Source organism: Paenisporosarcina sp. FSL H8-0542, assembly GCF_038632915.1.
GTDB lineage: Bacteria > Bacillota > Bacilli > Bacillales_A > Planococcaceae > Paenisporosarcina.
Genome location: NZ_CP152050.1, coordinates 12,501 through 35,880 on the forward strand (window position 1 = coordinate 12,501; position 23,380 = coordinate 35,880).

Annotated in this window: 18 protein-coding genes, 1 tRNA gene, 3 rRNA genes, 1 other RNA gene and 1 other annotated feature (1 of these 24 running past the window's edge); of the genes, 18 read left to right on the plus strand and 5 right to left on the minus strand. The window is 42.0% G+C overall.

Translation table 11 applies throughout. The features are described from left to right. The 6 genes from MHH33_RS00040 to MHH33_RS00065 form a co-directional block, all read left to right on the plus strand. Positions 1-142, plus strand: a 16S ribosomal RNA gene (locus tag MHH33_RS00040) (it extends 1,413 nt beyond the left edge of the window). A gap of 202 nt (positions 143-344) precedes the next feature. Beyond that, positions 345-3,276: ribosomal RNA gene (locus tag MHH33_RS00045) — 23S ribosomal RNA — on the plus strand. Positions 3,277-3,340: 64 nt separating this feature from the next. Further along, positions 3,341-3,456: ribosomal RNA gene (rrf, locus tag MHH33_RS00050) — 5S ribosomal RNA — on the plus strand. Together the 16S, 23S and 5S rRNA genes form the textbook arrangement of a ribosomal RNA operon. A 980-nt stretch (positions 3,457-4,436) precedes the next feature. Beyond that, complete coding sequence (locus tag MHH33_RS00055) at positions 4,437-4,913, plus strand: glutathione peroxidase (RefSeq protein ID WP_342542598.1); 477 nt, start codon at positions 4,437-4,439, stop codon at positions 4,911-4,913. Between the two features lie 107 nt (positions 4,914-5,020). Further along, the gene (gene guaB / locus MHH33_RS00060) at positions 5,021-6,484 is read left to right on the plus strand and encodes an IMP dehydrogenase (protein WP_016428950.1); all 1,464 of its coding nucleotides are present in this window, start codon (positions 5,021-5,023) and stop codon (positions 6,482-6,484) included. A 143-nt stretch (positions 6,485-6,627) separates the two neighbouring features. Beyond that, complete coding sequence (locus MHH33_RS00065) at positions 6,628-7,983, plus strand: serine hydrolase (RefSeq protein WP_016428951.1); 1,356 nt, start codon at positions 6,628-6,630, stop codon at positions 7,981-7,983. Positions 7,984-8,036: 53 nt separating this feature from the next. Here the strand turns inward: MHH33_RS00065 and MHH33_RS00070 are convergent, their stop codons facing one another. Next, a complete protein-coding gene (locus MHH33_RS00070; RefSeq protein ID WP_342543704.1) occupies positions 8,037-9,446 on the minus strand; it encodes a PLP-dependent aminotransferase family protein in 1,410 nt (469 codons plus the stop codon). A gap of 104 nt (positions 9,447-9,550) precedes the next feature. Between MHH33_RS00070 and pdxS the strand changes: the two genes are divergently transcribed. The 4 genes from pdxS (at position 9,551) to serS (ending at position 14,843) form a co-directional block, all read left to right on the plus strand. Further along, the gene (pdxS, locus tag MHH33_RS00075) at positions 9,551-10,441 is read left to right on the plus strand and encodes a pyridoxal 5'-phosphate synthase lyase subunit PdxS (RefSeq protein WP_016428953.1); all 891 of its coding nucleotides are present in this window, start codon (positions 9,551-9,553) and stop codon (positions 10,439-10,441) included. A gap of 1 nt (position 10,442) precedes the next feature. Next, complete coding sequence (pdxT, locus tag MHH33_RS00080) at positions 10,443-11,030, plus strand: pyridoxal 5'-phosphate synthase glutaminase subunit PdxT (protein ID WP_342542599.1); 588 nt, start codon at positions 10,443-10,445, stop codon at positions 11,028-11,030. Between the two features lie 338 nt (positions 11,031-11,368). Continuing rightward, positions 11,369-13,030, plus strand: coding sequence for a M4 family metallopeptidase (locus MHH33_RS00085; RefSeq protein ID WP_016428955.1), 1,662 nt, complete (start codon positions 11,369-11,371; stop codon positions 13,028-13,030). 115 nt (positions 13,031-13,145) lie between these two features. Beyond that, positions 13,146-13,360, plus strand: a binding site (T-box leader). Between the two features lie 205 nt (positions 13,361-13,565). Further along, positions 13,566-14,843, plus strand: coding sequence for a serine--tRNA ligase (gene serS / locus MHH33_RS00090; protein ID WP_016428956.1), 1,278 nt, complete (start codon positions 13,566-13,568; stop codon positions 14,841-14,843). 38 nt (positions 14,844-14,881) lie between these two features. Here the strand turns inward: serS and tadA are convergent, their stop codons facing one another. Next, the gene (gene tadA, locus MHH33_RS00095) at positions 14,882-15,367 is read right to left on the minus strand and encodes a tRNA adenosine(34) deaminase TadA (protein ID WP_016428957.1); all 486 of its coding nucleotides are present in this window, start codon (positions 15,365-15,367) and stop codon (positions 14,882-14,884) included. A gap of 85 nt (positions 15,368-15,452) precedes the next feature. Between tadA and MHH33_RS00100 the strand changes: the two genes are divergently transcribed. The 3 genes from MHH33_RS00100 (at position 15,453) to MHH33_RS00110 (ending at position 18,008) form a co-directional block, all read left to right on the plus strand. Continuing rightward, the gene (locus MHH33_RS00100; protein ID WP_342542600.1) at positions 15,453-16,592 is read left to right on the plus strand and encodes a glycosyl hydrolase family 18 protein; all 1,140 of its coding nucleotides are present in this window, start codon (positions 15,453-15,455) and stop codon (positions 16,590-16,592) included. Positions 16,593-16,704: 112 nt separating this feature from the next. Beyond that, positions 16,705-17,343: a deoxynucleoside kinase gene (locus tag MHH33_RS00105; RefSeq protein ID WP_342542601.1), complete on the plus strand. Its 639-nt coding sequence runs from the start codon at positions 16,705-16,707 to the stop codon at positions 17,341-17,343. Beyond that, positions 17,340-18,008 (plus strand): deoxynucleoside kinase, encoded by a 669-nt coding sequence (locus MHH33_RS00110; protein ID WP_016428960.1) that lies wholly within the window; start codon positions 17,340-17,342, stop codon positions 18,006-18,008. Before MHH33_RS00105 ends, MHH33_RS00110 begins: the two co-directional genes overlap by 4 nt. A gap of 51 nt (positions 18,009-18,059) precedes the next feature. Here the strand turns inward: MHH33_RS00110 and MHH33_RS00115 are convergent, their stop codons facing one another. From MHH33_RS00115 to MHH33_RS00125, 3 genes are all read right to left on the minus strand, one after another. Beyond that, positions 18,060-18,527, minus strand: coding sequence for a hypothetical protein (locus tag MHH33_RS00115; protein WP_342542602.1), 468 nt, complete (start codon positions 18,525-18,527; stop codon positions 18,060-18,062). 202 nt (positions 18,528-18,729) lie between these two features. Next, positions 18,730-18,822 (minus strand) — tRNA-Ser (locus MHH33_RS00120). 165 nt (positions 18,823-18,987) lie between these two features. Further along, the gene (locus MHH33_RS00125; RefSeq protein ID WP_342542603.1) at positions 18,988-19,833 is read right to left on the minus strand and encodes a hypothetical protein; all 846 of its coding nucleotides are present in this window, start codon (positions 19,831-19,833) and stop codon (positions 18,988-18,990) included. Positions 19,834-19,992: 159 nt separating this feature from the next. On the opposite strand from MHH33_RS00125, the gene ffs reads away from it, so the two are divergent. From ffs to MHH33_RS00150, 5 genes are all read left to right on the plus strand, one after another. Then, an RNA gene (ffs, locus tag MHH33_RS00130) (signal recognition particle sRNA large type) lies at positions 19,993-20,260 on the plus strand. A gap of 152 nt (positions 20,261-20,412) precedes the next feature. Beyond that, on the plus strand, positions 20,413-22,185 hold the full coding sequence (gene dnaX, locus MHH33_RS00135) for a DNA polymerase III subunit gamma/tau (RefSeq protein WP_342542605.1): 1,773 nt from the start codon (positions 20,413-20,415) through the stop codon (positions 22,183-22,185). Between the two features lie 14 nt (positions 22,186-22,199). Then, positions 22,200-22,520, plus strand: coding sequence for a YbaB/EbfC family nucleoid-associated protein (locus tag MHH33_RS00140; RefSeq protein WP_016428964.1), 321 nt, complete (start codon positions 22,200-22,202; stop codon positions 22,518-22,520). 11 nt (positions 22,521-22,531) lie between these two features. Next, complete coding sequence (gene recR / locus MHH33_RS00145; protein ID WP_016428965.1) at positions 22,532-23,128, plus strand: recombination mediator RecR; 597 nt, start codon at positions 22,532-22,534, stop codon at positions 23,126-23,128. Between the two features lie 20 nt (positions 23,129-23,148). Next, a complete protein-coding gene (locus MHH33_RS00150) occupies positions 23,149-23,361 on the plus strand; it encodes a YaaL family protein (protein ID WP_016428966.1) in 213 nt (70 codons plus the stop codon). Positions 23,362-23,380 lie beyond the last annotated feature (19 nt).

Consider the following 23,380-nt stretch of genomic DNA (forward strand, 5'->3'; position numbering starts at 1 on the left):
CCCGTCACACCACGAGAGTTTGTAACACCCGAAGTCGGTGAGGTAACCTTTTAGGAGCCAGCCGCCGAAGGTGGGACAGATGATTGGGGTGAAGTCGTAACAAGGTAGCCGTATCGGAAGGTGCGGCTGGATCACCTCCTTTCTAAGGATAATCACGGAATATAGACCTTGGGTCTATAAGTTGACGTTTTGCGTTCAGTTTTGAAGGTTCATCTTCTTTATAGAAGACGATACTTTTAAAACTTGTTCTTTGAAAACTGGATAAAACGACATTGAAAGCAATAAACATTCAAGTAATTCAACATACAACTTCGGTTGTATGCGTAAGAACTTTTTAACTTTTAGGTTAAGTTAATAAGGGCGCACGGTGAATGCCTTGGCACTAGGAGCCGATGAAGGACGGTACTAACACCGATATGCTTCGGGGAGCTGTAAGTAAGCTTTGATCCGGAGATTTCCGAATGGGGAAACCCACTGTTTTTAATAGAGCAGTACGTTTGCGTGAATACATAGCGCATCCGTGGCACACCCAGGGAACTGAAACATCTAAGTACCTGGAGGAAGAGAAAGAAATTCGATTCCCTGAGTAGCGGCGAGCGAAACGGGAAGAGCCCAAACCAAGAAGCTTGCTTCTTGGGGTTGTAGGACACTCAATACGGAGTTACAAAGGAACGAGTTAGACGAAGCGATCTGGAAAGGTCCGCCGCAGCAGGTAAAAGCCCTGTAGTCGAAAGTTCGTTCTCTCCTGAGTGGATCCTGAGTACGGCGGAACACGTGAAATTCCGTCGGAATCTGGGAGGACCATCTCCCAAGGCTAAATACTACCTAGTGACCGATAGTGAACCAGTACCGTGAGGGAAAGGTGAAAAGCACCCCGGAAGGGGAGTGAAAGAGATCCTGAAACCGTGTGCCTACAAGTAGTTAGAGCCCGTTAATGGGTGATAGCGTGCCTTTTGTAGAATGAACCGGCGAGTTACGATTGCATGCAAGGTTAAGCTGAGAAGGCGGAGCCGCAGCGAAAGCGAGTCTGAATAGGGCGATAGAGTATGTAGTTGTAGACCCGAAACCAGGTGATCTACCCATGTCCAGGGTGAAGGTAAGGTAACACTTACTGGAGGCCCGAACCCACGCACGTTGAAAAGTGCGGGGATGAGGTGTGGGTAGCGGAGAAATTCCAATCGAACCTGGAGATAGCTGGTTCTCTCCGAAATAGCTTTAGGGCTAGCCTCAATTTTGAGAATCCTGGAGGTAGAGCACTGTTTGGACTAGGGGCCCATCCCGGGTTACCGAATTCAGACAAACTCCGAATGCCAGAGATTTATAATTGGGAGTCAGACTGCGAGTGATAAGATCCGTAGTCAAGAGGGAAACAGCCCAGACCACCAGCTAAGGTCCCCAAGTAATTGTTAAGTGGAAAAGGATGTGGCGTTGCTTAGACAACCAGGATGTTGGCTTAGAAGCAGCCATCATTTAAAGAGTGCGTAATAGCTCACTGGTCGAGTGACGCTGCGCCGAAAATGTATCGGGGCTAAACAATTCACCGAAGCTGTGGATGGATTCCGTATGGAATCCGTGGTAGGAGAGCGTTCTAAGGGCGTTGAAGCTAGACCGGAAGGACTGGTGGAGCGCTTAGAAGTGAGAATGCCGGTATGAGTAGCGAAAGACGGGTGAGAATCCCGTCCACCGAATGACTAAGGTTTCCTGAGGAAGGCTCGTCCGCTCAGGGTTAGTCGGGACCTAAGCCGAGGCCGATAGGCGTAGGCGATGGACAACAGGTTGATATTCCTGTACCACCACTCCACCGTTTGAGTAATGGGGGGACGCAGAAGGATAGGGTAAGCGTACTGTTGGTTATGTACGTTCAAGCAGTAAGGCGTGGAATGAGGCAAATCCCGTTCCTATAACGTTGAGCTGTGATGACAAGGACCATTAGGTCTGAGTTCCTGATTTCACACTGCCAAGAAAAGCCTCTAACGAGGTGGAAGGTGCCCGTACCGCAAACCGACACAGGTAGTCGAGGAGAGAATCCTAAGGTGAGCGAGAGAACTCTCGTTAAGGAACTCGGCAAAATGACCCCGTAACTTCGGGAGAAGGGGTGCTCTATTAGGGTGTTAAAGCCCGAGAGAGCCGCAGTGAATAGGCCCAGGCGACTGTTTAGCAAAAACACAGGTCTCTGCAAAACCGTAAGGTGACGTATAGGGGCTGACGCCTGCCCGGTGCTGGAAGGTTAAGAGGAGTGCTTAGCGCAAGCGAAGGTGCGAATTGAAGCCCCAGTAAACGGCGGCCGTAACTATAACGGTCCTAAGGTAGCGAAATTCCTTGTCGGGTAAGTTCCGACCCGCACGAAAGGCGTAACGATCTGGGCACTGTCTCAACGAGAGACTCGGTGAAATTATAGTACCTGTGAAGATGCAGGTTACCCGCGACAGGACGGAAAGACCCCGTGGAGCTTTACTGTAGCCTGATATTGAATTTTGGTACAACTTGTACAGGATAGGTAGGAGCCTGAGATTCCGGAGCGCCAGCTTCGGAGGAGGCGTCGGTGGGATACTACCCTGGTTGTATTGAACTTCTAACCCTTGCCCCTTAGCGGGGCAGGAGACAGTGTCAGGCGGGCAGTTTGACTGGGGCGGTCGCCTCCTAAAGTGTAACGGAGGCGCCCAAAGGTTCCCTCAGAATGGTTGGAAATCATTCGTAGAGTGTAAAGGCAGAAGGGAGCTTGACTGCGAGACCTACAAGTCGAGCAGGGTCGAAAGACGGGCTTAGTGATCCGGTGGTTCCGCATGGAAGGGCCATCGCTCAACGGATAAAAGCTACCCCGGGGATAACAGGCTTATCTCCCCCAAGAGTCCACATCGACGGGGAGGTTTGGCACCTCGATGTCGGCTCATCGCATCCTGGGGCTGTAGTCGGTCCCAAGGGTTGGGCTGTTCGCCCATTAAAGCGGTACGCGAGCTGGGTTCAGAACGTCGTGAGACAGTTCGGTCCCTATCCGTCGTGGGCGTAGGAAATTTGAGAGGAGCTGTCCTTAGTACGAGAGGACCGGGATGGACACACCGCTGGTGTACCAGTTGTTCTGCCAAGAGCATCGCTGGGTAGCTATGTGTGGCCGGGATAAGTGCTGAAAGCATCTAAGCATGAAGCCCCCCTCAAGATGAGATTTCCCATTACGCAAGTAAGTAAGATCCCTCAAAGACGATGAGGTAGATAGGTTCGAGGTGGAAGCGCGGTGACGTGTGCAGCTGACGAATACTAATCGATCGAGGACTTAACCAAAATGAATTTGAATGGTTTTCAATGACCCGTTTATCCAGTTTTGAGTGAACAAACACTCAAATAGTCTAGTGATAATGGCAAAGAGGTCACACCCGTTCCCATACCGAACACGGAAGTTAAGCTCTTTAGCGCCGATGGTAGTTGGGGGTTTCCCCCTGTGAGAGTAGGACGTCGCTAGGCAAAATAAGAAACCGATACCTTTCGAGGTGTCGGTTTTTTTGTGTTGTTTTTTAAGCTTAGTACGAAGGTGTGCGAGAAAGAGGAGGAACAAAGAGTTCGAGGAAACAAAGGGATGAGACTCGGAGCGTATAATATACGCGAGACTCGAAGACCTGCGGTTGACGAAGAAATCTGCCTTGCATCGTCTTTCGCAGCCTAGCACCGATGGTAGTTGGGGGCACCCTCTGTGAGAGTAGGACGTCGCTAGGCAAAATAAGAAATCGATACCTTTCGAGGTGTCGGTTTTTTTATGTTCTTTTTTAAACAGGAATCGAAGGTGTGCGATAAAGAGGAGGAACAAAGAGTTCAAGGAAATAAAGGGATGAGACTCGGAGCGTATAATATACGCGAGACTTGAAGACCTGCGGTTGACGAAGAAATCAGCCGTTCATCGTCTTTCGCAGCCTAGCGCCGATGATAGTTGGGGGGCACCCCCTGTAAGAGTAGGACGTCGCTAGGCAAATAAGAAACCGGTATGGTTTGAACAAGCGCATAGCGAAAATATAAACAATTAGTCTTTCTAAGACCTTAACTTTATGTAATAACCCAAGAACTTAAATGGGAAACCACTCTGCGTATGCTCCAGGGCTCTTTTCCGAGGAGGAAGGGTTATTTAAAGGGAAGATTCGGTTGATTAGGAGAAGTTGATTCAACAAGTCTACTAGCCAGTGAGATGAGTTTGAGCGATAAATTTTCAAACCCCTGATATAGAAAAGATATCTTGTTTCACTAATCAACTTAACTTGGCTTATGAGATTAGCTACAGCATGCTATATGTCTTGAAAGAGTGATTGTCATGAAGTAATCCATTAATCTATCAATCGTTAACTATTAAACCTATAGCTAGTTTGTAAGCGTATTGATGAATCCAATTACTTGTACATTACCGGGTAACTCGATATGTTAAGAATATAAAATGCAAGACGAGAGGATGTTGCCAAATGACGAATGTTTATGATTATGCTGCAACTTTAGTGAATGGCAAGGAAGTTTCATTAAGTGATTATAAAGGGCAACCTATGATTATTGTGAATACTGCTAGTAAATGCGGATTCACTCCACAGTTTCAAGAGTTACAAGAATTATATGATGAATATAAGGATCAAGGTCTTGTCGTTTTAGGTTTCCCATGCGGGCAATTTAGCAATCAAGAGTTTGATGATGTAAAAGAAACAATGGAATTTTGTCAATTGAATTATGGCGTATCATTCCCGATGTTCCAGAAGATAGATGTGAAAGGTGACAATGCTCATCCATTGTTCCAACACTTGGTTTCTGAGAAGAAAGGGTTATTGACCGAAGATATTAAATGGAACTTTACAAAGTTTTTGGTCGATCCCGACGGGCAAGTTGTAAAACGTTATGCACCACAATCATCGCCAAAGAAAATTGAAGGTGATTTGTTGCAATATATTTAATGAAATATCCGAATAATCTTTCTTATTACATGTTCCTTGACAGTCCATGTAGCCGCTGATAACCTTATCAATAATATTCATGAGGATATAGGGAGGCGTAAGAGATTATGTGGGAATCAAAATTTGTTAAAGAAGGCTTAACGTTTGATGATGTACTGCTTGTTCCAGCGAAGTCTGAAGTGTTACCGAAAGATGTTAGTTTGTCTGTTCATTTGACGTCAAAAATCAAATTAAATATACCAATCATCAGTGCTGGTATGGATACGGTCACTGAAGCTGCAATGGCGATTTCAATGGCTCGTCAAGGTGGTCTTGGTGTGATTCATAAAAACATGAGCATTGAAGAACAGGCTGAGCAAGTAGTCACGGTAAAACGTTCTGAAAATGGCGTTATTACAGATCCTTTCTTCCTTACGCCGACTCATCAAGTATACGATGCAGAACATTTAATGGGTAAATACCGTATTTCTGGTGTACCGATTGTTAACAATGAAGAAGAGTTAAAGTTGGTCGGGATTATTACAAACCGTGATCTTCGCTTTATTCAGGACTACTCATTGGCAATTGAAGATGTGATGACGAGAGAAGAATTGGTTACTGCTCCAGTAGGGACAACTCTTGAGGATGCAGAAAAGATTTTACAACAATATAAAATTGAAAAGCTACCGATTGTGGATGAGTCCGGTGTATTAAAAGGATTAATTACGATAAAAGATATCGAAAAAGTAATTGAGTTCCCCAATGCAGCAAAAGACCATCATGGACGTTTATTGGTGGGTGCGGCAGTAGGAGTTACTTCTGACACAATGAAGCGTGTTGAACACCTTGTAAAAGCTCAAGTCGATGTGATTGTTATCGATACGGCTCATGGTCATTCACAGGGCGTAATCGATACTGTCAGTGAGATTCGTAAAACGTATCCTGAATTGGATATCATTGCAGGGAATGTAGCAACTGCTGAAGGTACGGCGGCATTATTTGAAGCTGGTGCTGATGTGGTGAAAGTAGGAATTGGTCCAGGATCAATTTGTACAACTCGTGTTGTTGCTGGTGTCGGTGTTCCCCAAATTACGGCTGTTTACGATTGTGCGACAGAAGCTCGTAAACATGGCAAAACAATCATTGCCGATGGCGGGATTAAGTATTCTGGAGACATTGTAAAAGCTTTAGCGGCAGGTGGACACGTTGTTATGCTCGGAAGTTTACTAGCAGGAACTTCAGAAAGTCCTGGAGAAACTGAAATCTTCCAAGGTCGTCGATTCAAAGTATATCGTGGAATGGGTTCAATTGGGGCGATGGAAAAAGGCTCGAAAGACCGTTATTTCCAAGATGATGCTAAAAAGTTAGTACCTGAAGGAATTGAAGGTCGTCTTCCTTATAAAGGACCACTTTCAGATACAATCCATCAATTGATGGGTGGTATTCGTGCAGGTATGGGATACTGTGGAACGAAAGATTTACAAGATTTACGCGAGAATTCACAGTTCATCAAAATGACGGGTGCAGGGTTGATTGAAAGCCATCCGCATGACGTGCAAATTACGAAAGAATCTCCAAATTACTCTATCTAATTAAATAACGGAACTTTAGCACCTATCTGCCGTCTATATTTTAGGCAGATTGGGTGCTTTTTTTTCAGAACGTCCCGTATGCCAGATTTTTGTGATAAAATGAGCAAGGGAAAATTAAAAAAGAGAATGGCGGAGGTTCTGAAGTGAAAAGTGCAGTGAGCAAGGCGCTAGTGCGCTGGTTACTCCTTCCGATTCTGATGGTAAGTATGGTTGTAACGCAACCGGCTTCTACAGATGCTGAAGAGAGTCTGAATTTATTGGTTGACGGTGCTATATTAATTGACGCGGATACAGGAAAAATATTATACGAACAAAATGCAGATACAGCTTTAGGTATAGCAAGTATGACGAAAATGATGACTGAGTACTTATTATTTGAAGCGATTGAAAACGGACAAGTTACTTGGGATCAACAATATTCAGTAACAGATTACACATGGAAGATTTCACAAGATCGTGTATTGAGTAACGTGCCTCTTCGTCGTGATGGGTCATACTCTATCAAGGAATTATATGAAGCAATGGCGATTTATTCAGCCAATGCAGCAACCATTGCCATCGCTGAAACGATTGCAGGTACGGAATCAGAATTCGTCAACATGATGAACAAGAAAGCCGAAGAGATGGGATTGGAAGGATATAAATTCGTCAACTCTACTGGGTTGAGCAATTCTGATCTACAAGGCATGCACCCTCAAGGCACTGGACCTCAGGATGAAAACGTTATGCCTGCAAAGTCTGTTGCGAAACTTGCTTACCATTTGTTGAAAGATTACCCGGAAGTGCTTGAAACGACGAGCATTCCACGAAAAGTTTTCCGTGAAGGCACAGACGACGCCATCAACATGGAAAACTGGAACTTCATGCTTCCAGGATTGGTGTATGAATACAAGGGTGCTAAAGTAGACGGGCTGAAAACCGGTACAACGAATTTTGCCGGCCACTGTTTCACTGGTACAGTTGAAAAAGATGGAATGCGTGTGATTGCGGTTGTCATGAAGGCAGTAGACAGCAAAGGCGAGGGTTCTTACAAAGCACGATTTGACGCTGCTCGTGCATTGTTTGATTATGGGTTCTCGCAATTTGCAAAAGAAGAAGTTTTACCTGCAGGGTATGTATTTAAAGACCAAAAAGATATCCCTGTAATTAAAGGGAAAGAAGACCAAGTCGGCATTACAGTAAAAGAGCCGATTGAAATGGTCATTAAATCAAGCGAAAAAGATTTATACAAGCCCAAATTGGTGCTTGATGAGAAGAAAATGAAAGATGGTTCTTTGGAAGCTGCGATTAAGAAGGATGAAGTAATTGGTCATGTGGAAATTGTAAAGTCTGAAGGGTCAGATTACGGGTACATCACAGGCGCATCAAATTCTTCTGATGTTGTAACAACTGAAGCCGTTGAACGTGCAAGTTGGTTCTCTTTAGGCTTACAAGGTGTTGGTCATTTCTTCGGCAAACTATGGAATGGTGCTTCTGACTTTGTCGGTGGATTATTCTAAGCAAAAAACAAATCAAAACCGTGATTCCTTCAATTGAAGAAATCACGGTTTTTTTATGCTTTCTTTATATGCCAAGCTTTCATTAAGGCCTCTATTGCTGGTCCAAATGCTTCTTCTTCAAAACCACCGAAACCAATCAGCACTTGGGGGTTGGAGGGGATATTTTCGGTTGGATGATGGTAGTCGGACAAGGCGTATACCCGAATGTCTTGCTGTTTGGCAAGTTCAACTAACTCGCGATCAGACGATTCGCTATCAATCGTTAAAACGATGTGCATGCCTGCTTGCTCGCCTGAAATTTGAACTGTAGGTTTATACGCGTCCAATGCTTGCGTTAACTTCTCCAATTTTTTACGGTATAACTTTCTCATACGATTCAAGTGCTTTGAAAAATGGCCGTCTCTCATGAACTGCGCAAGAACATGTTGATCGAGTCTCGGCACCGTTGATGAATAATACGGAAATGTTTGCCGATACGCTTGCAGTAAGTGCATTGGTAACACAAAATAGGCAATGCGTAGGGAAGGCATAAGTGATTTTGAAAAGGTACTGATGTAAATGACGCGTTCTCGCTGATCCATTCCCTGAAGAGATGGGATTGGTTTACCAACGTAGCGGAATTCACTGTCATAGTCATCTTCGATAATATAGCGCCCTTCTTTGGCAGAAGCCCAGTTAAGTAATTGAACCCGTCTGGAAGCGGAGAGAATCGCCCCGGTAGGGAATTGGTGGGAAGGCGTCACATAGGCAACGTTTGCAGGTTTCTTATCCAATTCTGCTACTTGCATACCATCTTCATCGACAGGAACGGCCAAAGTTTTCCGATCGTTATTGTCAAAAATATGGTGGGTCATCGGATAGCCCGGGTTTTCAATGGCGAAGACGGATTGTTTCCCGAGTAAACGGATCAAAAGTGGCATCAGCTGTTCGGTTCCTGAACCTATCACTACTTGTTGTGCTGTACAACGAACACCACGAGAGGAGTATAAATAACTCGCAATTTCCTGTCTTAACTCCACATCCCCTTGAGGGTGACCGAGTAGCAATAAATCCCGAGACGTTTCATCTAACACTTCTTTTGCATACTTTCGCCATTGATTGAAAGGGAAAGCAGAAGTGTCAATACGACCCGAGTTAAAATCAATACTGTAGACGTGTTTCAACGATTCCGATTGCTCATGTTCCATACGTGTTTCATCTACATAAGCAAGCTCTTCCACTTGTTCTACGTAATATCCACTCCGCGCAACAGCTTTAATAAAACCTTCAGCAACCAGCTGTCCATAGGCGAGTTCAATTGTTGTTTGACTGATAGCTAGAAACTCCGACAGTTGTCTTTTAGAAGGCAACTTAGTGCCGACCTCTAAGTCACCCCGAATGATTGCTTCCTTCATTTCATGATAAAGCTGCTCATATAGAGGTGTTGGTGAGGATTTATCTACTTGATTGAGCCAAATATCCATCATTCGCTCCTAACTGACCTTATTAAATAGTTCGAAACTGACACTTTTTAAATGGTCATACTTCACTATACTAATAATATTAGATGAAATGGAGGCTATATACAATGACTCAACATTTAACAGGTACGGATCGTGTAAAACGTGGTATGGCAGAAATGCAAAAAGGTGGCGTCATCATGGACGTTATCAACGCAGAACAAGCTCGTATTGCTGAAGCGGCAGGAGCAGTAGCGGTAATGGCATTGGAACGAGTACCTTCTGATATTCGTGCAGCAGGTGGCGTAGCACGAATGGCTGATCCGCGTATTACGGAAGAAGTACTGAATGCAGTAACAATTCCAGTTATGGCAAAAGCACGTATAGGTCATATTTCTGAAGCCCGCATGTTAGAAGCAATGGGTGTAGATTATATTGATGAATCGGAAGTATTAACACCAGCAGACGAAGAGTTCCATTTAATTAAGAGTAATTTCACCGTTCCTTTTGTATGTGGGAACAAAGATTTAGGAGAAGCAGCTCGAAGAATTGGTGAAGGTGCTTCCATGCTTCGCACAAAAGGGGAACCTGGTACGGGTAATATTGTAGAAGCAGTGCGTCATTTGCGTAAATTAAATGCTCAGGTACGTAAAATCATTCACATGAATGAAGACGAATTAATGACGGAAGCAAAAATTCTAGGTGCTCCTTACCATGTGTTACTTGAAATCAAACACTTGGGCAGATTACCGGTTGTAAACTTTGCAGCAGGTGGGGTAGCTACTCCTGCAGATGCAGCATTGATGATGGAACTTGGAGCAGACGGAGTTTTCGTAGGATCAGGTATCTTCAAATCAGATAACCCTGAAAGATTTGCACGTGCAATCGTTGAAGCGACGACGCACTACCAAGACTACAAATTACTTGTTGAGATTTCAAAAGACCTTGGAGTGCCGATGAAAGGGATTGAAATGTCTCGTTTAGAAGCGAAAGATCGAATGCAGGATCGAGTACTGTAATATGGTGAAAATCGGTGTATTGGCTCTACAAGGAGCTGTTCGAGAACATATTCAATCGATAGAAGCGAGCGGAGCACAAGCAATCGTTGTCAAACGTGTGGAAGACTTGTCTGGGATTGATGGATTAATTCTACCGGGCGGAGAAAGCACAGCGATGCGTCGACTGATTGATTTATACGGCATGATGGAACCATTACGCGAATTTGCAAAAGCGGGACATCCGATGTTTGGGACATGTGCAGGGCTTATCCTCCTGGCCGGTTCACTTGTAGGATATGAGCAACCGCATATAGGAGTAATGGATGTGACAGTAGAACGTAATTCATTTGGTCGACAAGTCGATAGTTTCGAAGTGAGCCTTTTAATAAAAGGTGTAGCGGATGATTTTCCTGCTGTGTTCATAAGGGCACCGCATATTAATGAAGTTGGACCTAAGACAGAAGTCTTATGTGAACATAACGGTCGTATTGTGATGGCTCAACAAGGACAATTTTTAGGATGCTCTTTTCATCCTGAACTGACGGACGATCATCGTGTAACTGCTTATTTTGTCCAATTAGTAGTAAATTTTATAAAGCAAAAAGTTTAAGATTAAGCCTGCCATTGTGCAGGCTTATTTTTTTTGAAGTTCTAAATGGGATTATTAAATTGTAATCATCTAATTGAATTTAGGGAAATATGTAAATACAAATCAAAAATGGATATTAATTAGATAATCTTTCTATCTATTGATATAGGTTTATTAAACCAAATGATTCTAAAGATAGGTTTAAGAAAAATTATCCATTTTTTCAACAGGATAATAAACCTGTATTTAATCAATAAAAAACAGTGATAGTTACCTATTTATTCAGAATAGTAGAAAAGATACAATACGAATTACCCGGAATTATTTCGGAATTTTCAGAAACTGAGGAGTGAAGTTGAGTGAAGAAGAAAAAAGTCGTGAGTCTGAGTTTAGCAGCAACAGTTGCATTATCGGCAGCTATTGCACCAGTACAGGCAGCACCAGGAAATGCAAATTCTGAAAAAGTCCACATGAATCAAAAAAGCAATACACCGGATTTTATTTCTGGTAAACTAACAGCCCCATCAAAGAAAGCAGCAAAAGACATCGTGTTAAATTATTTAGCAGAAAAACAAGGACTCTATAAAACCAGCAATGATTCTTATTCTAATTTCAAAGTACTGAATGAAACAAAAGATGAAGCGGGCTTCACTCTAGTAAAATTACAACAAGTTTATAAAGGTGTACCAGTTTTCGGATCAGTATTAACAGCGCATATTGATGCGGATGGTGTATTGACAGCTGTATCCGGTGAACTAGCACCAGAATTAGATAAAAAACAATCTTTAAAGAGTGGCGCAAAAATCAAACATGCTGAAGCTCAAGCGATTGCATCCAAAGATCTGGAAGCAAAAGTAGGAGAAGCTCCAGAACTTGCGAAAGAAGCAAAACCTGAATTCGTAATCTATGTGAAAGATGGAAAAGCTAACTATGCGTATGCTCTTGAGTTTGAATTCTTATATCCATCACCAGGTAACTATCAGTACTTCGTAGATGCACAAACAGGGGATATTTTAGCCTCGTATAATCAGATTCATGAAGCAAAATCATCACCTGGTGCTACATCACCAACAGGTACCAACACAGTAGGTTCGGGTAAGGGTGTTTTAGGTGATACGAAGTCATTTAATACGGTAACGAACAGCAATGGTTCATATTTGGTGGATCGTACGCGTGGAAATGGAATCTTTACGTATAATGGTAAAAACCGTACACAAACACCAGGAACGTTATGGTTGGATACAGATAACGTGTTGAATGCGGCTTTTGATGGACCAGCTGTTGATGCTCACGCTTACGCTGCCCAAACATATGATTATTATAAAAATGTCCATAACCGTAATAGCTATGATGGCAATGGGGCACAATTAATTTCTACCGTACATTACGGTCGCAATTACAACAATGCTTTCTGGAGCGGTTCGCAAATGGTGTATGGTGACGGAGATGGCTCTACATTCATCCCTCTATCAGGATCGCTTGACGTTATCGCACATGAGTTAACTCATGCCGTGACGGATACAACTGCGGATTTAGTCTATCAAAATGAATCAGGCGCAATCAATGAATCAATGTCTGATATTTTCGGTACGTTAGTAGAATATCATTTCAATAACAATCCTGACTGGTTAATGGGAGAAGACATTTATACACCGGGAACATCAGGCGATGCATTACGATCCATGGCAGACCCAACAAAAAATGGAGATCCGGATCATTACTCGAAACGTTATGTGGGAACACAGGATAATGGCGGTGTTCACTCGAACAGTGGAATCAGCAACAAAGCTGCATACCTGTTAGCAAATGGCGGCACACATTACAGTGTCAGCGTAGCAGGAATCGGCAATGACAAAACGGGTAAAATTTTCTACCGTACGTTAACACAGTATTTAACACCAAACTCTACTTTTAGCCAATACCGTGTAGCAGCTGTTCAAGCAGCGACTGATCTTTATGGCGCAAGCAGCAGTGAAGTGGCAAGTGTGAAATCAGCATTTACAGCAGTGGGTGTAAATTAATTATTGAAATTTAAAAGACATCAGCTTGTTCCTTAAATGGAGTAAGTTGATGTTTTTTCTTGTATAACAGCTTGCCAAAATACATATCCTGTAGTAAAGTATGGATAATTTCACATATGAAACGTTGATGGGAAGTAGTAACAAGTTCCGTTTTTTGAAGAGAGCCAGCGGTTGGTGCGAGCTGGTAAAAACACTTGTGAATCCGTCCTGGAGTTGCGCGACTGAAAATTAGTAAGTTGCAGCCGGTTGAAAAGCCGTTATGAGACAAGTGGATTTGTTCGCATGGACAAATCAATCAGGGTGGCAACGCGGGTAGCTCTCGTCCCTTTCCAAGGGGATGGAGGGCTTTTTTTGTTGTCCAGCTTCGTAGCCCAGCTCGCACCTTCGCTTCAGAAACTCATTCGAAAACGAGTTTTCGATTCCTCACCGGAGGAGTCGAGCTAGAGTGGGCTACAACGCTTTTCGGCGATTTCTAAAACGTCTTTTTAACGCTTGTTACTAATCTCCCATCATCGAAATCGAAGGAGGAAAATACATGTTAGATGTAAAACGCGTAAGAGATAATTACGAAGAAGTGAAAGCAAAACTTGAAAAACGCGGTGAAGACTTAGGGAACTTTGATCAATTTGCAGAGCTTGATTCTAAACGTCGTGAACTAATCGGCAAAGCAGAAGTATTAAAAGCAGAACGAAATGAGGCATCTGAAAAAATTGCGGTTATGAAGCGCAATAAAGAAAATGCGGACGATGTAATCTTGCGTATGCGTCAAGTAGGCGATGAAATTAAAGTGTTGGATGAAGAATTACGTAGTGTAGAAGAAAAGTTTGCAGATATGATGATGCGTCTTCCAAATATTCCACATGACAGCGTTCCGGTTGGGGATTCTGAAGATGATAACATTGAAGATCGTACATGGGGAGAAATACGTGAATTTGATTTTGAACCAAAACCTCACTGGGATATCGCGACAGATTTGAATATTGTCGATTTCGAACGTGCGGCAAAAACAACTGGTAGCCGTTTCCTATTCTACCGTGGTCTAGGTGCTCGTTTGGAACGTGCTCTTATGAACTTCATGATCGATCTTCATACCGAAGAGCATGGCTATGAAGAAATGCTACCTCCATACTTGGCAAACCGTGCAAGTCTTACAGGTACAGGTCAATTGCCGAAGTTTGAAGAAGATGCATTCTTAATTGAAAAAGAAGATTTCTTCTTGATTCCGACGTCTGAAGTAACGGTAACAAACTTCTACCGTGATGAAATTTTAACAAAAGATGCATTGCCACAAGGTTTTGCTGCATACAGTGCTTGTTTCCGTTCTGAAGCGGGTTCTGCCGGGCGTGATACACGTGGTTTGATTCGTCAACATCAATTCAACAAAGTGGAACTTGTTCGTTTTGTGAATCCTGATGATTCTTATAATGAATTGGAGAAATTAACAGGACATGCGGAGAAAGTTCTTCAATTATTGGGCTTGCCATATCGTGTCTTGAAAATGTGTACAGCGGATTTAGGATTTACGGCAGCGAAAAAATACGATATCGAAGTATGGATTCCTGCACAAGGCGTGTACCGTGAAATTTCTTCTTGCAGTAACTTTGAGGATTTCCAAGCACGTCGTGCAAACATTCGCTTCCGTCGTGAGCCAAATGCCAAACCGGAATTTGTGCATACGTTAAACGGTAGTGGATTGGCACTTGGCCGTACAGTAGCTGCTATTTTGGAAAACTTCCAACAAGAAGACGGCTCTGTTATCATTCCTGAGGTTTTACGTTCATATATGGGTGGAAAAGAAATCATCAGTAAATAAATATTGAAAAATGAAGAAAACCGGAAATGAACTTTAACTTAAGTTCGTTTCCGGTTCTTTTTTTGTTCACGCAAATTACGGAAAAATTGTGTAAGAATTCCGCCGCATTCTTCAGCTAATATTCCTTCAGTTACCTCACATTCATGATTAAACCGTGCGTCGTTTAACAATCGATAGAGTGAGTCGACGCAACCTGCTTTAACGTCACGCGCACCGTAAACCACCCGGGGAATTCGTGACTGCAATATTGCCCCAGCACACATCGGGCAAGGTTCAAGTGTGACGTAAAGGGTCATTTCTTCCAGACGCCAACTTCCGATTTTTGCACAAGCTTGCTGGATTGCCAACAACTCTGCGTGAGTCGTTGCGTTTTGAGTCGTTTCTCTTAAGTTATGTGCACGTGCAATGATTTCATCCTGATAAACAATAACTGCACCAATTGGCACTTCACCTAGAGTGGCAGCTTTTTGAGCTTCGCTTAATGCTTCAAGCATGAAAGTCCGGTCTTTTTCAAATACATCCATTCCGCATCGCTCCTTCATTTTAGTGTAGCATGTTTTGTTCATCCTACGCATAGCATAAATGAGATGTGGAACAAGGAGGTTTTAGATGAATATTTATGTAGTAAAGCAAGGGGATAGTCTGTACTCTATTGCCAATAGGTTCGGGGTCGACCCTACCACACTGGCCAATTTCAATGAGCTTACTGATCCGAACGTTTTGGTAGTCGGTCAAACGATTGTCATTCCTGGCGCACCAGATCCAAATCGCCCAACGACTGAAACGAATGCGTACGTGGAATGGTACACCGAAAAACCATCCCAAGCCGTGCTGGATGAGGTAAAGAAACGTGGTCCATTATTGACGTATATGATGCCATTTTCATATGAAGTCAAACGGGATGGTACGTTAACGCCATTGGATTGGAGTGGACTTGATCAGATTGCGCAAGATCAAAATATGGTTTCTGCAATAGTTATTTCTAATATTGAGAATGGTGCATTCAGTGATACTTTAGCGCAAGACATTTTCGCGAGCACTGCTGTGCAAGATAAACTCATTCAAAATATCCTGGCTGAAGCCAAGGCGAAAAATGCAAAAGATATTCATGTGGATTTTGAGTATTTACGAAAAGAAGATCGACAAAACTATGTTAACTTCTTAAAGCGTTTAAAAACAGCGGCAAAAGGTTTGACTCTTTCTGCTGCACTTGCTCCGAAAACGTCCGCCGATCAGGTCGGAAAATGGTATGGAGGGCATGACTACAAAAAAATCGGTGAAGTAGTCGATTTTGTTGTCATTATGACCTATGAATGGGGCTATAGCGGAGGTCCACCGATGGCCGTGTCTCCAATTGGACCGGTACGTAATGTACTCACATACGCATTAACAGAAATACCTGCTAAAAAAATCATGATGGGTCAAAATTTGTACGGGTATGACTGGACATTACCATATAAACCAGGAAATCCACCGGCTCAAACGATTAGTCCGAAGCGGGCTGTGGAACTTGCCCGGGAACGTAATGCAGCAATCTTATATGATGAGGTAGCGCAAGCACCATATTTCAATTACTGGCGGGATGGAAAAGAACATGTAGTATGGTTTGAGGATGCCCGTTCGATTAAAGCGAAATTTGATTTATTAAAAGAATTAGGTTTGAAAGGAATCAGTTACTGGCACATTGCCTTCCAATTCCCACAGAACTGGGTCGTTCTTAATGAAATGTTCCACGTGAAAAAAAGATAGAGCTAAAACCCTTTTCCGCTTTGGAAAAGTGGTTTTTAGCTCTGTTTTTCGTTTTCCAGCTATGATAGAATAAAGGGCACTGAACGACTGAGAACGAGTAGGAGGACTTCTGATGCCGATTCCATTTATCACAGTTGAAGGCCCAATTGGTGTTGGAAAAACTTCATTATCTAAGGCCATAGCCGATGCAAATAAGTTTCAACTTTTAAAAGAAATTGTGGATGAAAATCCATTTTTAAATAAGTTTTATGAAGATATCGATGAGTGGAGTTTCCAAACGGAAATGTTTTTCCTTTGCAACCGCTACAAACAACTAAGTGATATTCAAAAGAAATACATTGCCAATCATGAACCTGTCGTTGCAGATTACCACATTTTCAAAAATTTAATCTTCGCCAAACGTACACTTCCGGCAGAAGAGTATGTGAAGTACGAATCAATTTACCGTATTTTGACTCAGGATATGCCAAAGCCGAACATGGTCATCTATTTGCATGCAAGCTTGGATACACTGATGAAACGCATCGCACAGCGCGGGCGTGAATTCGAAAAATTGATAAGTGCAGAATATATGGAACAACTTTCAGCTGATTACCATGCATTCATTCAGTACTTCGAAGAAACACATCCGGAAATTCCAGTTCTTCGTTTCAACGGAGATGAAATTGATTTTGTTCAAAACGAATCTGATTTGAAATGGATCTTAAATAAAGTAGATGATACACTACAAAAAAGGAGTCTCCACGCATGAACTTACGTGAAAAATATGGCATTCCAAAAAATGCCGTGATTACAATAGCAGGTACAGTGGGTGTAGGGAAATCAACGATGACCAAAGCACTTGCAGACGCACTAAAATTCCATACCTCTTTTGAAAAAGTGGACGCCAATCCATATTTAGATCGTTTCTATGATGACTTTGAAAAATGGAGCTTCCACTTACAAATTTATTTCCTGGCAGAACGTTTTAAAGAACAAAAACGTATTTTTGAATACGGCGGCGGTTTTATTCAAGATCGCTCGATATACGAAGATACAGGGATTTTCGCTAAAATGCATATGGAAAAAGGAACAATGAACCTAACAGATTATGAGACGTATACAAGTCTCTTTGATGCAATGGTGATGACGCCGTATTTCCCGCATCCAGACTTACTTATTTATTTGGATGGATCTATTGAAGACATTTTAAGCCGCATTCAATTACGTGGGCGTCCAATGGAACAATCCACGCCAGTTGAGTATTGGTACGAAATGCATGAACGCTATGAAAACTGGATCAATTCTTTCAACGGCTGTCCTGTCCTGCGATTAAATATCAATGATTATGATTTGATGAAAAATCCTGAGACTGTGGAACCGATTGTTGAGCGTATTGGCCACTTTATTCAACAAACATCGATGTTACGTAGATAAAATGAACGAGCCTCCAGCGCAAGCTGGAGGCTTTTTCTATTTATGAATATCTCATTTGTTTTGCTTAACTGTTAGGTAGCTGGCAAACGCAATGATTGGGAAAAGTGCCAACAGACCGATGAGTAAAGTGAAACCGTCATTATTGTTAGGACCTGAAAAAGGGGTGGGAAGTTTGTTGCCAGCATATTCCCCATCACGCGTCGCTTTATAATATTGCCCATCGGGGTCTTCAATCGCTATCGCTTCATCTGTGCTTGTATCAATGATAGAAAAATACTTCGTGCCACTGGCGTACGAATTTGAGAAATTACCGGAATACGTACCCTCATTCGTAGAATATAAAGTAACTTCTCCGATTTCTTTATCGATTTGATCGACAATCTCATCACTTAAGACGTAAACATAGCCATCCCATACGACAAAAGAATATGCCCACTCAGCTGATGATTTATTGGGCAAGAAGACCGTCGTACATACAAGTGATATTAAAAAGGAAATTAATAAAGATTTACATTTCATCCGAACCCTCCTTATTCTTCCATTTGACGTTAGAAAAGCAGTTTACGTTACAAATCATTGGAAATTAGTTGTTGGAAAGCACAAAAAAAGGCAACTCAATGAGTTGCCTTCATAATATTCTGATTAGTTATGTTAGAAGAAAATTCGTTACGTTAGTAACGAATAACAATCTCCATTTATATGCGCGTGTTTGTTGAAAAAATGGAGGAGGTAGAGGGATTCGAACCCCCGCGGGATTTGACTCCCCTGTCGGTTTTCAAGACCGATCCCTTCAGCCAAACTTGGGTATACCTCCGTGTCAACAAGATATAATTTATCATGTACAAAAACTAAAGTCAACAACTACAGGTGATTAAATTAAAATTTAAGTATTTTGTTTTTTTGCGCACTTTTTTCAAATGATTTGCGGTGCATAAGATAATAAAGGAAAGCGGGAAGTGAGAGCTGCCCTTTTGAAGTGTTAAATCACTTTTTCTTTCACGATTACTTCCAGCATGGTTTTATACTGTGTGAAATTATACGAAGAGTTATTCACTCTTACCGTCATAAAATCAATTTGATCAACGATTTCATTTTCCAACAACTTTCTCGCTTCCAGAACTTTTAAGGTTCCTTCGACTCCTGTATAGTCATTTGCTTTTCCATACCCTTGATTCGTATAGTAATCAATAAATCCTTCAGCCCAATTGTTGTCTCGTTCTTTATAGGCTTTTTCAAATGAGGCATGAAGATTTTCTTGATCCACGTAAATTAACAAAGGGTTCAATGGTTCAATTATTTTTGCCAGCTGTAAGATATAGTCTGAAACAATACCGCTAGAGGCGTTGTATTTAATCATGCTGATGGTTATAGGGTTCTGTATCAAACAGCATTCGAAAATATAGGTTTTGTGACTCTTGAGCGCGTGTTGAACAAATTCCTTCCAATTATTTATCATAAGTGGAATATGTATATCGAGAGGCAATTCATAAATATCATTTTTTGAAAGAAGCGTATATACGTCATCAGAAAGACTTGAATGGTTTGTATTTTTCATTTTTTGATAGGAAATGAAAGTTCCGTTCTCTTGTTGTTTCGCATTTTCTTTTAATATAGTTGCGTACTCAGTGTTTGCTGAAAGTAATTTTTCAAATTCTTCGTTTGTATAATAAGCAACTCCATCATAATCTGCAGGATGGTTTAGGTTTCCTTCAGAGAAAAGTTCGTTTTCAATATCATGCTCTTTCAATAGTTCATGCATAAGCTTGGCTGTTGTTGATTTCCCAAAGCCAGGCAACCCTTCAACTAAAATCAATTTTGTGTTCATGCTAGGTTTCTCCTTAAAGTGAGGATAAATTTACATTCCTATTATTCAATAAGAAAAACCCTTTTTCCTTCAAGCGAGGTAATGATTTTGTAAAAAGTCTCAGAGAATGGAAATAGAAGGATTTGATTTTTTGTGGCTAAGTAAGTATACTAATAAATACCGTGCTAGGTGGGAAGGTAGCGGTGTCTTGTAACTCGCAATCCGCTCTAGCGAGACTGAACTCCTTCTCTGAGGCTGTTTATATGTAGGGTCTGACTTTTGCACGTAGTGTTGACGTCTGGGTCCTGCGCAATGGGTATCCATGAATCAGGTCAGGTCCGGAAGGAAGCAGCCTTAAGTGGACTTTTCTCATGTGCCGCAGGGTAGCCTAGGCAGAGCTAACGACAGAGGTTCCGCTTATGTATAGCAGTCGAAGGAAGGTGCACGGTATACATACTTCCATACAGGTGTTTGTTCGCTAACCATGCGAATGAACGCCTTTTTTCATTCTCGAATTCTTTGCTTTCAAAGAGCTAGAGTGAGTGCCTTATGTTATAATTAAAGAACTGTTTAAAATCACACTATAAGGGGAGAAATCAGTTGGCGTATCAAGCTTTTTATCGTGTTTACCGACCTCAATCATTCGCAGAAATGTCAGGTCAAGCACATGTGAAACAAACCCTTCAAAATGCTCTCCTTTATAATAAAACGACACATGCTTATTTATTCAATGGTCCACGGGGGACAGGGAAAACAAGTGCGGCAAAAATCTTTGCCAAAGCGCTGAACTGTGAAAAGGCACCCGTATCTGAGCCGTGTAATGAATGTGAAACGTGTAAAAGTATAACCAACGGATCGAATACAGACGTTATTGAATTCGATGCTGCGTCTAATTCACGAGTTGAAGAAATTCGCGATATCATTGAAAAAGTTCGGTTTGCTCCTGCAAACTCGCGTTTTAAGGTGTATATCATCGATGAAGTGCATATGCTCTCCAACAGTGCTTTCAATGCTTTATTGAAAACACTTGAGGAACCACCGGCTCACGTTGTGTTTATACTAGCGACCACAGAACCTCATAAATTGCCACTCACGATTATTTCCAGATGTCAGCGCTTTGACTTCAAACGAATTACGGCATCCGACATTGTGGACCGCATGAATGTCGTATTGGCTGATTCAGGAATCCCATCAAATGATCAAGCATTGAAAGTTATTGCGCAAGCTGCATCAGGCGGTATGCGTGATGCGTTGAGCATGCTCGATCAAGTGGTATCGTTCAGTGGTGACGAAATGACAGTGGAAGATGCACTTCTTGTAACAGGGTCAATTGGGCAGGATATCTTCTACCAACTGGCAGAGTCCTTATTAACGAAAGATGTTGGGAAAGTATTAACTCTTTTAGAAGAATTAATGAAAGAAGGAAAAGATGCAGTTCGCTTAACTGAGGACTTAATTACCTTCTTCAGAGACCTGCTATTAATGAATACAGCTCCATCTCTTGATGAGTTATTGGAACTCGCATCCGGTGAGGAGAAGTTTAAACAACTTGCCCATCAGTTCCCGATTGATACGTTATATCGTTACATCGAAATCCTATCAGCCACTCAACAGGAAATGCGTTACTCGAATCATGCAAAAGTCTATTTAGAGACCGCTCTATTAAAAATGTCACAAGTTAAAGTAACTAATTCTCAGCAAGCGACAGTGGATTTAAGTCCCTTTGAAGAGAAAATTGCTCAACTTGAACGAACTGTCATCGCGCTTGAACAACAACTGAAACAAGGTATTGCAACAAATGGTGCACAAACTCCTCAAGCGAGTGAATCACAAAAACGCCAGAGGTTAAGAACTCAAACTGGTTTCAAAGCACCGTCAGGCCGCATTCAGGAAGTCTTAAAAACGGCAACGAAGCAAGATATTCAGTTAATCAAATCGCACTGGCCAACGATTATGACGCAATTGCAAAAATCACATGCCGCATTATTGAATGAAGCAGAACCAGTTGCGGCATCTACCGGTGCATTTGTGTTAAAATTCAAATATGATATTCATTGCCAAATGGCTGCGGATAATCAAACGTTTTCAAGCGCCTTTTCTCAATTGCTCATGAATTTAACAGGCAAGATGTATGAGATTCTTTTTGTTCCTGAAGAAGCTTGGGTGAAAATCCGTGAAGAGTTTATTCGCAACAAAGGGTTGAAGGCGTCCGATTCTGATGCAGATGCAACAGCTGAGCCAAGTGAGACGGAACAAGCTGCAGATGAAATGTTAAGCTTTATGCAGGAAGAGAAAGCAGCCACGGAAGACCCGTTGATTGTGGAAGCGGAAAAATTATTTGGTAAAGAATTTGTAGAAATACATGATGATTAGGGAGGAAAAATAGTATGCGTGGAATGGGTAATATGCAAGGTATGATGAAACAAATGCAAAAAATGCAAAAGAAAATGGCTGAGGCTCAAGAAGAATTGGGAACTCAACATTTTGAAGGTGTTGCAGGTGGCGGTATGGTTAAAGTAACTGTTACTGGACACAAAGAAGTAATCAGTGTTGCTTTGGATGAATCAGTTGTTGATCCAGAAGACATCGAAATGTTACAAGACTTAATCGTAATCGCTACAAACGAAGCGATGAAAAAAGCGGAAGAAACTTCGAACTCCACGATGGGACAATTCACGAAGGGATTGAACCTCCCTGGCATGTTCTAGGAGGAAATCACATGCATTATCCTGAACCGATATCAAAACTAATTGATAGTTTTATGAAATTGCCAGGTATTGGGCCGAAAACTGCGGCCCGTCTGGCATTTTTCGTGCTAAGCATGAAAGAGGACACTGTACTTGAATTTGCTAAAGCGTTGGTAGATGCTAAGCGTAACTTAAGTTACTGTTCTATTTGTGGTCATATTACAGATATAGACCCATGCCATATTTGTCAAGACAAACAACGCGACGACACCATCATTTGTGTTGTCCAAGATACGAAAGATGTCATCGCCTTGGAAAAAATGAGAGACTACAAAGGACTTTATCATGTGTTGCATGGAGCGATCTCGCCAATGGATGGGATAGGACCTGAAGATATTAACGTTCCGCCTTTACTGAAAAGACTGCAGGATGAGCGAGTGCAAGAATTGATTTTAGCAACGAACCCTACAATAGAAGGTGAAGCAACTGCTATGTATATTTCCCGTCTTGTAAAGCCATCCGGAATTCGGACAACCCGAATTGCACATGGTCTTCCTGTAGGTGGAGATTTAGAGTATGCGGATGAAGTTACTTTATCGAAAGCGTTAGAAGGCCGACGTGAGTTATAAAGAGGAGGCCTAACTGCCACATGTTTTTCAAGAAAGCGAAACTTAAAAGAGAGTTTGATACAAAGTTAATTTCTTTAATGAAAGAAACGAAAGAAGAATGGCAGCAAGCGCAACTCATTGAAGAACTAATGGATGACTATGAGTTGGCTATCATTGTCCAGCGCAAAATTACCGAAAGCAAACACTTCTTTCTATATAAAGAAGCAAGAATACGAAAAATCCTTTTGAAATGAAGTATATGTTATACCGATT